General features: G+C 49.6%; 12 protein-coding genes. 9 read left to right on the forward strand and 3 right to left on the reverse strand.

The window, feature by feature from the left end; genetic code table 11:
• The 3 genes from E4L36_RS00790 to E4L36_RS00800 form a co-directional block, all read right to left on the reverse strand.
• Entirely contained in the window at positions 1–951 is a 951-nt protein-coding gene (locus tag E4L36_RS00790; RefSeq protein WP_136678579.1) for an AAA family ATPase, read from the reverse strand.
• Between the two features lie 61 nt (positions 952–1,012).
• Positions 1,013–2,542 (reverse strand): di-heme oxidoredictase family protein, encoded by a 1,530-nt coding sequence (locus E4L36_RS00795; RefSeq protein WP_136678580.1) that lies wholly within the window; start codon positions 2,540–2,542, stop codon positions 1,013–1,015.
• 218 nt (positions 2,543–2,760) lie between these two features.
• Positions 2,761–3,000, reverse strand: coding sequence for a hypothetical protein (locus tag E4L36_RS00800; RefSeq protein ID WP_136678581.1), 240 nt, complete (start codon positions 2,998–3,000; stop codon positions 2,761–2,763).
• A gap of 174 nt (positions 3,001–3,174) precedes the next feature.
• Here E4L36_RS00800 and E4L36_RS00805 point away from each other — a divergent pair, with 174 nt between their 5' ends.
• The 9 genes from E4L36_RS00805 to E4L36_RS00845 all read left to right on the forward strand — a co-directional run bounded on the left by E4L36_RS00805 (position 3,175) and on the right by E4L36_RS00845 (position 13,555).
• Entirely contained in the window at positions 3,175–3,732 is a 558-nt protein-coding gene (locus E4L36_RS00805; protein WP_136678582.1) for a hypothetical protein, read from the forward strand.
• Positions 3,729–6,014 (forward strand): hypothetical protein, encoded by a 2,286-nt coding sequence (locus E4L36_RS00810; protein WP_136678583.1) that lies wholly within the window; start codon positions 3,729–3,731, stop codon positions 6,012–6,014. Before E4L36_RS00805 ends, E4L36_RS00810 begins: the two co-directional genes overlap by 4 nt.
• A 111-nt stretch (positions 6,015–6,125) precedes the next feature.
• Positions 6,126–6,386, forward strand: coding sequence for a hypothetical protein (locus E4L36_RS00815; protein WP_136678584.1), 261 nt, complete (start codon positions 6,126–6,128; stop codon positions 6,384–6,386).
• A 220-nt stretch (positions 6,387–6,606) separates the two neighbouring features.
• Entirely contained in the window at positions 6,607–7,617 is a 1,011-nt protein-coding gene (locus E4L36_RS00820) for a prepilin-type N-terminal cleavage/methylation domain-containing protein (protein ID WP_136678585.1), read from the forward strand.
• Positions 7,618–7,834: 217 nt separating this feature from the next.
• Positions 7,835–8,182, forward strand: a complete 348-nt coding sequence (locus E4L36_RS00825) for a hypothetical protein (protein WP_136678586.1) — start codon at positions 7,835–7,837, stop codon at positions 8,180–8,182.
• Between the two features lie 36 nt (positions 8,183–8,218).
• Positions 8,219–10,231 (forward strand): hypothetical protein, encoded by a 2,013-nt coding sequence (locus E4L36_RS00830; protein WP_136678587.1) that lies wholly within the window; start codon positions 8,219–8,221, stop codon positions 10,229–10,231.
• Positions 10,231–10,860, forward strand: a complete 630-nt coding sequence (locus E4L36_RS00835) for a hypothetical protein (protein WP_136678588.1) — start codon at positions 10,231–10,233, stop codon at positions 10,858–10,860. Before E4L36_RS00830 ends, E4L36_RS00835 begins: the two co-directional genes overlap by 1 nt.
• Before the next feature lie 15 nt (positions 10,861–10,875).
• Positions 10,876–11,949: a PilT/PilU family type 4a pilus ATPase gene (locus tag E4L36_RS00840; RefSeq protein ID WP_206064471.1), complete on the forward strand. Its 1,074-nt coding sequence runs from the start codon at positions 10,876–10,878 to the stop codon at positions 11,947–11,949.
• A gap of 1 nt (position 11,950) precedes the next feature.
• The gene (locus tag E4L36_RS00845; protein WP_136678589.1) at positions 11,951–13,555 is read left to right on the forward strand and encodes a type II/IV secretion system protein; all 1,605 of its coding nucleotides are present in this window, start codon (positions 11,951–11,953) and stop codon (positions 13,553–13,555) included.
• The last annotated feature ends 88 nt before the right edge of the window (positions 13,556–13,643 follow it).

The following is a 13,643-nucleotide window of genomic DNA, read 5'->3' on the forward strand; positions in this document are numbered from 1 at the left end:
TCAGCGCGGAATCTCAACGTGCTCAAGAATAGCCAGTGCATTACCCATCGGATCAGATAGCCCGTCGCGGCGCTGCAGCCTATGTCCTACCACGTAGGGGAATACTGCCTGGATATGCGATGGTAGAACGAGATCGTCACCGGTTAGCCATGCCCACGCCTTCGCTGCGTGCAGTACTGCTAGTCCGCCGCGTGTGGAGATACCCGTTACAAATAGGCCTGACTCGCGGCTATATTCTAAGAGCGCATGAAGATAGATCAGCACATGTTCACTCGCCGCTATGGCGCGTGCGGCAGTTTGGTAGCCTGCTAAGTCCTGCTTAGTTAATGCAGATTGCAACGTGCTCAACATGACGCGTCGATCATCACCGGCCAAAATACTGAGCTCTGACTCTTTTGAAGGGTATCCCATCGAGATGCGTATCAAAAAACGATCAAGCTGTGATTCGGGTAAAGCGGAGGTGCCAAGCTGTTCAGCCGGGTTTTGAGTGGCAATCACAAAGAATGGCTCGGGGAGTTTACGGGTCTCGCCCTCCAGACTAACCTGACGCTCCTCCATCGCTTCAAGGAGCGCGCTTTGCGTTTTGGGTGTAGCGCGGTTGATCTCATCAGCTAATAGAAGCTCCGAAAAAACCGGGCCCTCAATAAAGCGAAAGTCGCTACTTGCTTGCTCATACACGGAGTAACCCAAGAGATCGGCAGGAAGCAGATCATTAGTAAACTGAACCCGTTTATATGCCAAACCCAACACAGCACCCAACGCATGGGACAACACGGTCTTACCCATGCCAGGTACATCCTCAAGCAGTAAATGCCCATTCGCCAGCAAGCAAGTGAGCGAGAGTTTGATTTGTAGCTCTTTACCAAGCACAACAGCATTAAGTTGCTGGCTAACATGCGCTAGTTCAGAACGGATGCCGAGCGCATCGTTCGGTTTAAACAGTGCTGTCATATATATGCCTTCATATTAGAAGCAGCTCGCACCGGAAGGGCGAGCTGCGAAGATGATCAGATTAGAGGGATTTTAGGAATTTCAGCACCGCATCGCGGTCGCTTTTAACCAGTGCAGTGAAGCGCTCTTTTGCAGGCAACGCCTCGCCACCATGCCAAAGCACCGCTTCTTCGAGATTGCGAGCACGGCCGTCGTGCAGGAAGCGAGTATGGCCATTGACCTGCTCTACCATACCGATACCCCATAAAGGTGGAGTACGCCATTCATAGCCATCGGCATCAAAGCTTGGGCGATGATCTGCGAGATCTGGCCCCATATCATGAAGTAGCAGATCCGTGTATGGGTGTATCACTTGGTTATGCAAACGACGCTGGCGCTGTTGCGTACCTGTTGTGAATTCAGCACGGTGACAAGATTCGCAACCGATAGCAGAGAAGATCTGCTCGCCCTTTTGCACCGCAGGATTATCAAGGTAGTCTCGGCCCGGAACGGCCAAGAACTCAAGATAAACCACCACTTCATCCATCTGTTGTGCTGTCATCTCGTAGGGGGCGTTGGTTGTACCAGACAGCGCTGAACCGCAGTCCGCTTGTTTTACTGTGCAGTTTTCTGCGGGGAATAAAGGGTTGGTTATGCCCATATCATTAACGGCGGCATCCATAGACTGATGGGCGAGCGTTGGCGTCTCCGCTTTCCAGCCATATTTGCCAACCTGATACTCGTTGGACTCAACACTCCACACCATATTCGGACGTCCCGATACGCCATCGCCATCTTTATCATCAGGATCCGCCCGATCCAAAATAGATTGATCCGTGATGGCATCCAGCAAGCCCATACCAATCATAAACGGCGCAATACGCGGCGAGATCATAGCGTTATCGCCAAGCGGCCCGTAGTTTTGTTCGGGGAAGCTGTAGATCGGCTTTTGCAAACGATACTGCGTGCCATCAGCGTAATAGCCAACGATCTCTTCATAGTCGATCTGGTAACTGATCTCTGGCTTGTGGCCTTCAATCGCTTTGTCGGCTAGCTGACCCCCATATATCGGATGCGGATTGGGCCCGCCGTGCGCGTCAGCACCGGGGATAGAAACACGAAACAATAACCCCTCTAGTGGCTGTTTCGGTAAGGTTGGAGGCGCTGCTCGGCCATCAGCGATATGGCAGCCTTCGCAGGATGCTTGGTTAAACAGCGGCCCTACGCCATCGGCATCATTACGAAATCCAGACGGAACAGCAGCAGAAAATGGCCGTTCAAATACGCCATCACCAGCGTCAAAAGCTGCAGAGAGCTGCCATGGTAAGTTGGCGGCCTCGGTCTCGAAGGAGATATCACCAAACATAAAATGGGTGAGATCACCGCCAGAAAGCGCGCGAGGGTCTTTAGTTTTTAACTCTTCTAACGCTGCCCAATCGTCGCCGTAGCCCGATAACGGCTTGATACGAGATTCATAAAATGTGTAGGCAAAAACGCCACCCGACACAGCGAGTGCAACCAAGCCACTTTTCAGTAGCCAGCGAGAGTTAGACGATTTAGGGTTTTCATTTGCAGAGGCCTGCTGGTTGGCAGCAGAAGCTAGGGTACTCATTCATTGCTCCAGGGGTAAAATCCATTACAGCTTCAACGAAGCTCATCTCAATAACGAATTTGCAGCGAAGCAGTTGAAAACCACGATGAACCGACTGCTTCGTTCACATCCCCCACGGACGCTGAACTTTCTGCGACAGCGTGTTGATAACACACCAATAATTATCTTAACTTTTAACGATAATGATTTGCAATATCGTCTTCTTTGATCTACCGCATTTATTCGACATCCACTTTGACGGTATAACCCTCTTCATCAATGCGCTGCGGATAGATAAAGATCTCAAGCTCAGCGATATCGTTAGCCTCGTTGGCTTGATTGCCATGGATATGAGTATCGTCATGCAGCGGACTCGGTTGGTATACAGCGGCTGTGGTTGTATCTGTTTGAGGGCTATTTGCGACACACCCTGCCAGTATTGTGTATGCAACCGCCATCAGAATTTTTATCTTTAACATCGTCACTACCTCATAAAATTAGCGCCACACTATACACAAATGAAAATCATTTTCATTATTGACTTGTTTTAAAAAAGGTCTAGAATCGCCGCTTCGAATGATTCAACTGCGACCAAACATATCTACTGCGTCCAGTAAAAATGAATCTGATGTAAACATTCGGAGATCGCTTTGATGAAAATCAAGCCAACAGTTTTGTGCATATGGCTACCGCTTCTAAGCCTTTTGATTGGCGTTAGCTCAGTTGCGAACTCAGATGACAAAAGCAACAAAAATGCGACTAATGTGCAGCTATCTCCGGGAATAGACAACATAATCCCTATCATGGATGGATACTATAAAGCGCTGAACAAGCAGCTTGATCGGCACATCAAGAATCGTGTTCGAGACCCGTTTGCCAACCCCCTTGCCCCACCCCAACCAAGCAACGAAATCCGCTTCAAACCACAAAGCACCGTTAACGCCAAGAAACAGGATGCGGTGGGTAATCTACAAAAGAAAACCTTTAGCGACCTACCGGCTATGAGTTTTCGTGGTGTTACCGAAAGTGCGGGTAAAAAGCTGGCTCTGCTCGAGATAGATGGCCTTGGTACGTTTGTGGTGCAAGAAGGTGACAAAGTTGGCTTGCAGCAGGTGGTCTCCTCAGGTGCCGTGCTCCATATCCTAGAAATCAATGATCTGAACCTAATCGTCGAAACCGGCAGTTACGGGCAGCAAATGGTAGTCCAATGATTAAGAAAATTATCTCCTGCCTCGTGATGAGCAGTCTGTTAGCTACATCGCTCCCTACAGCTGCCAAAACGCGCATTAAGCGTGTTGAGTTTAAAGAGGCCAATATCCGAGATACCGCGCGAATCCTCGCCACGCTGAGTGGCGCAAACATTGCGGTAACCAAGGAAGCCAGCGGCGCGTCGGTGGATCTTTTGTTACAGAACGTTGATGTGAAGCACGCCGTTGAGATGATTTCGCGCGTTTCTGGGCTTTGGTATCGCTACAACAAAGCCAATAACAGCTACCTGATCATGACCGAGAAACAGTATCAAGACGATATTGTGGTCTATCGGGATGACATCATTAAGTCGTTCACGCTTAAGCATCAAAATGTGACCGCTACCGCTCTCACCATTCAAAGCTTGTATGGCGATAGGGTTATTTTGAAATTGCAAAAAGATCTCGATGACTTTAGCGGTATCCCATCAAATTATCTGGAAACGATACAGGATCTGACGTCAACTTCAGGCAAAAGCAATGACAATCGCGTTACGGTAAACAACGTCAACAGCAATAACCGCGACAGCAATGCCAGCTATGCAGCGCAAAACAACGGTAGTGTAAACACACCGCAAGACCTAGAAGCCACAAAGGCCCTCATTCATCAAGAGGTAGATAATAGCCAGCTCTCTACCACACAGTTAAAGCAGATTCAGAATAATGGCAGCGAGCAGCTCGATGCTGATGCTCAAGGCCGTAAGCTCGGTATCAAGACGCCAATCTTTATTGCCACCAATAAAATCCATAATCTAATGTTTGTGCGCACGAGCGATGAGCGCGCACTCGCAGAAATTGAAGACCTTATTCAGGAGAGTGACAAGCCCACCCCACAGGTGCTTTTAGAAACGAAGATTTTGCGTATCACCGAAGGCGACGCTTACACCCAAGACTTCGATTTTAGCTACAACAGCGCGCTAAACGTACCGGGCGCTTCCTATGACGATGGCACCAAAATCACCGATATTTTGGCTGGTAATGCAACAGTTAAGCTCGAAGATATGAGCGTCAACAACGTCAACCGCGTTATTCAGCAGTACCTTGATAATTCGGTTCGGCAAGCGGGCTTTGATGCTGTCACGGGGGGCTTTTACCAGTACTACAGTAAATTTGTTAACGCAAAAATAGAGTTGCTCGAAGAAACCAACCGCGCCGAGGTGATCGCGAAGCCCATTTTGCTGGCATCCAACAACCGCCCTTCTCGATTGTTTATTGGCGAAGATCAGGTGATTGCTACCAGTTTGGATGGCGGTAGCACCACAACAACGAATACAGGCAACACCAGTACGACATCTACCACTAAAACTGAGCTTGAAACCGAAGTGCGCAAAGTTGGTAACACGCTTGCGTTACTTCCAAGCGTGAACGAAGACGGTACGGTAACAATCGATATCCTGCAATCAACATCAGAACTGAAAAAACAGGGTATGGAATTTCCTTTCTATAACGAAAGAACCAGTGAAATCGATTCAGTGCTGCTTGATACAATTGAAGAATCCACCCTAAAGACCATTGTTGTGGCTAAAGATGGCCTCACCATCGCGCTGGGTGGCATGATCAACAAAGTTGATAAAAGTGAGCGCTCTACCGTCCCTGTACTTGGTGATATTCCGATCTTGGGCCAGATGTTTCAGGGGAAAAAAGATGTCGAGTCGGATGCTCAGTACATCATGCTTATCACGCCGCATATTATTACTAACCCGCATGATGCCAAGGCTAAAACCGAAGAGATCGAAGAACTCGACTATGGCCGATTCAGCGAGAGCACACGCGCGGCAGAGCAAGCACTCATCCAACAAGAGCAAGTTCCAGAGCGGCTGGATTACATTACACAAGCCCATGCAAAACCCTCCTCTGGGCTTGCAAGTGCCCCTGTGCCTGCTTCCACCCTTATCCGTTTAAACCGCCATGCAGCACGCTTTTTAAATGGCAAATCAGCGCTAGATGAAGACATTCATCAGCGTTCGCAACGCGTGACTGACCTGTCTAGGTTGTCTAGTAATGCACTACTGTCGGTCCGTACGAATGCCCTGTTTGAGCTCGAAGGTATATACCTCACGGTTCTGGAGGTGACCAACCAATCCAGCAGCTCACAGGTGCTCCCTATCGATTTAATACAAGGTGATTGGCTTAGTGTTAGCCGAACCGAGAAAGCACTGGCTCCGTTCAAAGCAGGCTCAAAGCGTACAGGTTATCTGCTGATCGCGTCAAAAGCCCCTATTTTAACGTCTGTTTTCGAAAAATAGTTCAGAAAAAGCGAATTAAGTATTGACTGTCTTCAAATAATAACGATAATTATTCTCATTGTTATTTGAAGACCAAAAGTAACCTTAACCTTAGCGGAACATAACATGAGCATGAGTGAAGCAACCAAGAACTCCAAAGGTCGTGCCGAAGAGCACAAGGAAGTTCTGGGTAAACTCATTGACCTTTACAGTGACCTCTTCATGCACGATGGCTATGGGGATATCAGCGTTGAGATGAAGATCCTTCGCCGCGGCCAAAAAGAGATCATCATCAGCTGCGGTAAGCAATACCGCTACGTGCTGGACTGCGACCAAGCGCTTGCGAGTGAGTCGCCTATTAAACACCTTCTTAAGCGTGACCTGCTCGCTTAAAGCACAGAGTTCGTCTCTATTATCCTAGGGGGATAAAGGGACACGGTAGGTTGCAAAGGATCTGCAACTGAAATGGAAGAGCTGGCCCACGTTTCGGCCAGTAAAAACCAAAGGAAGCGTTATAAATCGGACTGGTTAAGTTGTCACAGTTCCTGTGGGAGGAATCTGCGCTTATGTCAACGGTCTCCAATTTGATTTTTAACTTATAGGTTTTAAAACAATGTTCTCTAAAGCAAAAACAGCTGACCTTCTGAAAAAATTCGCAAAAGTAGATATCAACGACATTCAAGACGCGAACCTACGCGCTAAAGCCAAAGGCTTAAAAGCTAAACAAGGCGGTTTCACGCTGCTTGAGCTTCTGGTGGTTGTTGCTATTTTGGCTGCGATCGCAGGTACAGCGACAATCGCTTTACAAGATACTGATGCGCGTGCATCCGCAGCAGCTCACGTTGCTATGATGGATGAGCTAAACAAAGGCATTCGTACTTTCCGTGTATTGAACAAAAACACACTGCCTTCCGGTTTCGACTCGATGATTCAGGATGCAACAGGTGACTTTGGCGCGACCGGTGGGCAATACATCACCGTTGGTGCTGCATCTGAGGCGCTTAGCATTCTTGATCTTCCGGTAGGCGCGGCTGAAATCATGAATGCGGGCGGCATCGAGAGCCTTCAGTACATCAACACAACGCTGACTCCGGCAGATTCTCCGGTAGACTGCTCCAATCTTGAGGATGTAATTGCTAGCCGTGCAAACGCAGTTGTTGCAGGCAATATTTTCTTAGCACCCGCTGCAAACGGCTGTGGCTACACCTGGAATAACGTAGACTCGGACGACATTCTTGATGGTTACCAACTTAACGGAGCTCCTAAAGTTGCCGTTTGGACGGGTGGTTATGAGCGCGTAATGGGTGAAGCGGGCCAGGGCTTTGATGCTGCCGGTTACGCTGACGATGACCGCCCTGCTCTTATGGCGGTTGGTCTAGGGCCATCCTCTAATCTATTCAACGCAAACGACTTAGGTGGTATGACATCGGTACCGGTTTACCGTCATGTTTCCGAAACTGAGTACAACCGCTTCATCGCTTTGTTTAACATCGGAACGCTAAACGCAGCAGGTGACGCAATTACCGCAGGCGATCAAGTAACGTTAACAGCTATCGTTGATGGCGCAGGTGATACAAAAGAAGAAGAGCTGGGTGAGTGGGACGGTACTCGTAACACTATCTAAGTTTTCTCTCGCTTAGATGTCCTCCAGCGGGCCAGCCGACAGGCTGGCCTTTTCAGTTATCTCCTTTGCTGCAGTCATCGCTATGAAAAAGTTTATAAGCTTCGTTTTCACGCTATCGTTGTTTTTCACTCATCCATCCTTTGCCGATACCAAAACGGCTAACACTACAGGACAGTTTAAACAGGTTGAGTTAGCTAGCTTTATTCAAAGAAATTACGTGTCAAAGCAGATGGCTGACAAGAAGCAGCGCGCCATGCTGCCTCCAAGCGCTGTTCAATTTAATGCCAAGCTAATGCAAGCACCAACGCCGGGTGAGTTCTCGTTGGTTTACGACGCTTTGCTGCTTTGGCCAAGCGATGCTCCACTCCCCAAAATCGACCATAGTGCTTTTTTACAAGCGAAAGATGGGCGTGTGATTTCAGTCTATGTATCCGATGCCGCAGCAGCGCAGTTGAAAGCGCTCTACCAGAGCAGCCCAGTGGATACTCATATCTATGCCATCCATATCTATAACTATGCCCAAGGACCGCGCTTAGTGGTGATTGGCGCAAGTGCCGCCTCTTAATTGTTTGAAACCAAAGCTGTAACAGAGAGCAGAGAGATGGGCATACTGTCACGATTATCAAAAAAAGCGGACACACCAAAAGATCAGTTTCCAGAGGGTTTCAGCCCGTTCGATGACGAGCCGGAGTTTGAAAACCCTTTTAACGCAACACGCACACCCAGTAACGCTAGTGCTAAGCAAGAGCAGCCTGACTCCAGTGCCGAAGATGTTCAACAGGAACACTTTGACCCCGAGCTAGCCGCAGCCAATATTAAGCTCAAGCGCAAACTCAACCTACCGAGCTTTAGTGCACTTTTTGGCGAGCACTACTCCCTCCTCGCTTTTCAAGCTGGCAGCTTTGGTCTGCGCGGTGCCTTGGTTAAAAATAGTAAAAACAAAGCGGTGATTGCCCATGTGGCGGAATCCCGCACTGTAGACTTTACCCGCGCCATTGCCGAAATCTTGATCGAGCTAAAGCGTACCTCCAAGCGGCTTCCCAAGCGCGCAATATTGTTAACGCCTTCGGTCATCTCCGCCCAGATCAACCTGCCAGTTAGTCCACTGCGCCCTCGTGAAGATGAGGAGATGCAAGACCTTATTCGTTGGGAATTGGAAGGTGCGGTCACGCAGCAAAACAAACACTGGATGATCGGTTCAATGCTGATCGAGCGTGGTTACCTAACCCCCGAGCAGCGCGATGAAGTACTCGATGAGTTGCAAATTCGACAAGCGCAAGGCGGCCCACAGTCGCTGGTACGCTTTGGTGATTTAGCAGTCCAGCTCAACTTTATTAACCGCGACCAACTTGAGGAGTGTTTTACGCTGCAAGGCAAACTGGTTGCCGTGGATGATGACCTTGTATACGGCTGGCAAGCGAGTGAGCTTGAGCGCGACGGGCCAAGTGATGAAATTCTACTCAGCCGCGAAGATGATTCAGACAGCAGCCACCCTTGGCTCGTTTGCGGTATGAGTAAAACAGTGCGTCGGCGTTGGATCGGTGCTTTTAATCTTAATGGCATCCATATCGAAGCCTTCTACTCCTCATTAGGTAGTGCCTTTGCCAACCTTTGGCACTATTGCGATCAGGAGCACCAAGCGCTGCTTGAGGTACATCAAGAGCAGTTAGCTTTTATCAGTGGTACGCCCAATACCATTAATGAAATTGCCATTGCCGAACGAGCGCCCGGCCCTGTCAGCTTAGATGCCTGCCTTGACCTGATCGGCACCGTTCCAGAGGGAGTACAACGCCTCTACCTTACCTCTAACTGCAATGCGCATCTCAAGGGCTTGATGCAGGACCTAGTGGATGCTCTTGATATCGATGTACAACTGTTTTCCGCCCCCGCAGGTGATATGCCGCTGCCCGGTGGCGTGCACAAAGATGCGCTGTTGGGTATTCAGGGCGCGGTAAATCACTATTTAAAGCACATTCCTGATGCGCGTCTCACATGGATTAACGCCCGTGAGAGCCAAGAACCTGCGTGGAAAAAGCTCACTAAACCAAAGAATATCGGTATCGCTGCCGGTGTTGTGCTGTTTTGCGCGGCATCGGGCTTTATGGGGTGGATGCATTGGAATACTGATGTGCAAACCCAGCGTCTCGCAGAGCTAGAGCGCAAATTTGATTCAGAGATGAAGGTTAAGAAACGGCTGCAATCTCTGTATCAGGAGAATTTACAGCTCAAGGCAAGCATCGCTGATATCGCCCGTGAGATAGAGCTTACACAAGCGCTCAGCGCCCGTGTACAGCGCAATCGTAGCTATCGTGTTGGTTCTACAGCGCCGCTACTCAAAGCCATTACTTTGGGCGTCACCATGGATATTGCACTGACCAATATCGAAAAGCAGGCAGACCGCTACCAAGTTAAGGCGATCGCCAGTGATAACAACGCCGCTCGTGAGTACGTAAATACGCTCGGACGTTTTATCAAGCCACTGAACTATCAAGTGGTGGACTCAGGTGAGTTTGAAGATCAAGAACACGGCTTTCAAACCATTGTGATTGATCTTGATTACCAGCCTGATCTTGCCCTTGAGCTAATCACTTCGCTCCAAAATGGAGAGCCCTAATGTTCCGCCCGCTGATTAAATGTTTTCAAAGCTTACCGGCGAAAGAGCGGAAGCAAATGGTGATCTTAGTGGTATTAACTGCATTTACCAGCTATGCCCTTGCAGGCGCGTATATGTGGGAGAAGATGTTCAATGCCGAGAAGCTCGCAAACCGCAAAGAGAACCGTATCGAAACCCGGATCGGCGACTATAAAGAGCCTGATTTTGATACCTCGATCACGCCCAAAGCATTTGGAGATTCACAACAGCAGCTTATCAGCGCAGAGATGAAGCTGATCGAGCTAACCGAGAGAATCCTGCCGCTAGATTCACCGGAACCACGTGAAGATACCAAACTGGCCATATCGCGCCTTGCCAGTGCTAACAATGTCGAGATCACCTCATTTGTCACACATCAGTCAGAGCTTCGGGCCATGCCAGAGCAGCTTTCCGGTGCAGCGTTGCGTGGCCTATTTGATAAACGACCCTATTTCCAGATCACTAGCCGCACCGATTACTACAGTTTTGTCAGCTTTATCGATGGCTTGGCGACCCTGCCCTACCAAGGTTTTGTTGACCAGCTAAAGATTGCGAAAAGCGAAGATGAGAGCGATAACCGACTTGTCATCGAATTTACGTTGCAGATGTAACCTCAAGGAGCTGTTTTGGACGCACATAACCAAATTCGAGAGCTGATGAACCAATGTGTTGAGTTAGAAGCCTCTGACCTACATGTATCGGCACATCTTCCTGCTGCCTACCGGATTCACGGCAAGATCCAGCGCGTCGGCGACATAGTTTACGCTCCGCAGCAAGTGCAGGAGATGGCAGAAAGCCTGATGAACGATCTGCACAAAAGCTACTTTGCTGAACATATGACTCTGGATATGGGCTTCTCTACCGAGAAAGGGTTTCGTTTTCGAGTGAATGTTTATCGTGAAATGGGCCACTGCGCCCTCGCGATTCGTTATCTGGATGGCGGTTTAAAAACCACCAAAGAACTGGGCCTGCCGCCCCAAATTAGCTACCTCACCGAACTGAAAAGTGGCCTTGTACTGGTATGTGGTGCCACAGGTTCTGGGAAAAGCACCACGCTGACAGCTATCTTGAATGACATCAACGAGACGCAAGACAAGCATATTCTTACCGTGGAAGACCCAGTGGAGTTTGTGCACGCCAATATCAAATCGATTGTGCACCAGCGCGAGCTTTATACCGACGTGCCCGATTTTTCCAGCGCTGTAAAAGCCGCACTTCGGGAAGACCCGGATGTCATCATGGTGGGTGAAATGCGTGATCTCGATACCATGCGAACCGCGATTACCGCCGCTGAAACGGGGCACTTGGTGTTCTCTACGCTGCACACCAACGATGCTGTTGGTGTTGTAGAGCGCTTAATTGGCAGCTTTCCCGGCAACGAACAATCGGTGGCACGCCAGCGAATTGCGCACGCGCTAAAAGCCGTTATCGCACAAAATCTCGTGCCTACTATCGATGGTAAGGGGCGCGCTGCCGTCGCCGAAATTTTGATGGTGACAACCGCTGTAGCAAACCTGATTGAAACGAGCAAATCCAAACAGATCTACTCGGTAATGGAAAGCTCCACCCGCCAAGGGATGCAAACGCTAGATCAAGCCCTAGCAAAACTCGTGCGCCAGAAGCGCGTTGGCTTAGAGGTCGCGCGAGGCATGTGTCGCGATGCAACCAGCTTTGATCGATTAGTACGCGGAGCGGGTTGATATGGCGGTACAAGAGAGCGCTCTGATCAATGCCGGGATGCATGCAGGTTTGTTTGAGCAGCAGCAGCTGCCGGAGTACAAATCGAAATCCCGACGCCAGAACATCCCACTGTTGGAGCTGATCTGCCGAGAGAACCGCTTCCCGATAACGGCGTTTTACCATGCTCTGGCTGAAAGCAAAGGCGCACCTTACGTTGAACGTAATGATGTGCAGTTTAACAGTGCGCTGATTAACGCGTTTAACAGCCAAGTACTGCTGCGCCGTTTGTTTGTACCTGCGCAGTACCAAGGCGAAACCATTGTCTTAGTGGCTGACCCTGAGGATCGCGTTGCTGTTGAAACCGTACGTAGGGCGCTGAATCAGCCGGTCACGGCTGCTGTGGCAAACCCGTTGATGATTGAGGCAGTGCTGCGGGCACACTTTCAAATCTACGAAGAAAACCTCAACGCCATCTCCATCTTTAACGACATTATGAAAGCGGCGTACCTGTTACAAGCAACCGACCTGCACTTTGAATCTCTCGAGACTGGCATGCAGCTGCGTATGCGTGTTGATGGGAAACTGCAGGTTTATGACCGCCCTATCAGCAAAACACTCGCCGACTCGTTGATGAGCCGAGTGAAAGTATTGGCGGGTATGGATATCGCGGAACAATTTATGGCTCAGGATGGCGGTTTCGCTTACAAAATTGAAGATTGGCCGGAGATAGACGAAGTTGAGATCCGTGTTGCGACCATTCCTACCAAGTTTGGTGAACGTGCCACTATGCGTATTTTGGGGCAAAGCACCGGGGATCTATCCCTTGGCCAGCTGGGTATGCCAGAGCATTTGCTCAAACCGATGCTAGAGGCCATTCACAAGCCCTACGGCATTGTCTTGGTAACCGGCCCCACCGGCAGTGGTAAAAGTACAACGCTGTATGCATCACTGCGGGAGCTAAACGCCGCTGAGGTCAATATCATGACCGCAGAGGATCCTATCGAGCAGGTGGTTGATGGCATTTCACAGGTTCAAGTGACCGAAAAAGTCAGCTTTGCCAAAGCGTTACGTTCGTTTCTTCGCCATGACCCTGATGTCATGCTTGTGGGTGAAATCCGTGACCAAGAGACCGCAGAAACCGCGGTACGTGCGGCGATGACTGGCCATATGGTGCTCTCAACGCTGCACACCAACAACGCGGTGTCAGCAATCAGCCGATTGGTGGATATAGGTTGCCCCGCTTACCTTATCGCCAGCACCTTAGTGGGTGTGCTAGCGCAGCGCCTGCTACGCCGCATCTGCCCGCAATGCAAAGAGAGTTATCAAGCAGACGACAATGAGCGTGCTTATCTTAAGCAAGATGGACCCGTTACGCTCTATCGTGGCGCGGGATGTTCGCGATGTTCAGGCACCGGCTTCAGCGGACGCGTGGGTATATATGAGACCCTATGGATCGACAAACCGCTGGAACGAATGATTCACGAAGAGTCTTCCGATGATGCGATGCACACCTACGCCAAGGATGCGGGGCTACTCGATACCCTTTGGGACGATGCCCGTAGCAAAGTGCTTGATGGCACCACCACCCTAAAAGAAGCCCTACTGCTTTACAGAGGAGAGCCTTAACGCCATAGCGGTACTGTGGCGACCTATCTGAAGAAAATTATTAATTATCGATAATCATTCGCACTATTAATTGTATTACCACAAAGGA

The organism is Neptunomonas sp. XY-337, assembly GCF_004959845.1.
GTDB classification, from domain to species: domain Bacteria; phylum Pseudomonadota; class Gammaproteobacteria; order Pseudomonadales; family Balneatricaceae; genus Neptunomonas; species Neptunomonas marina.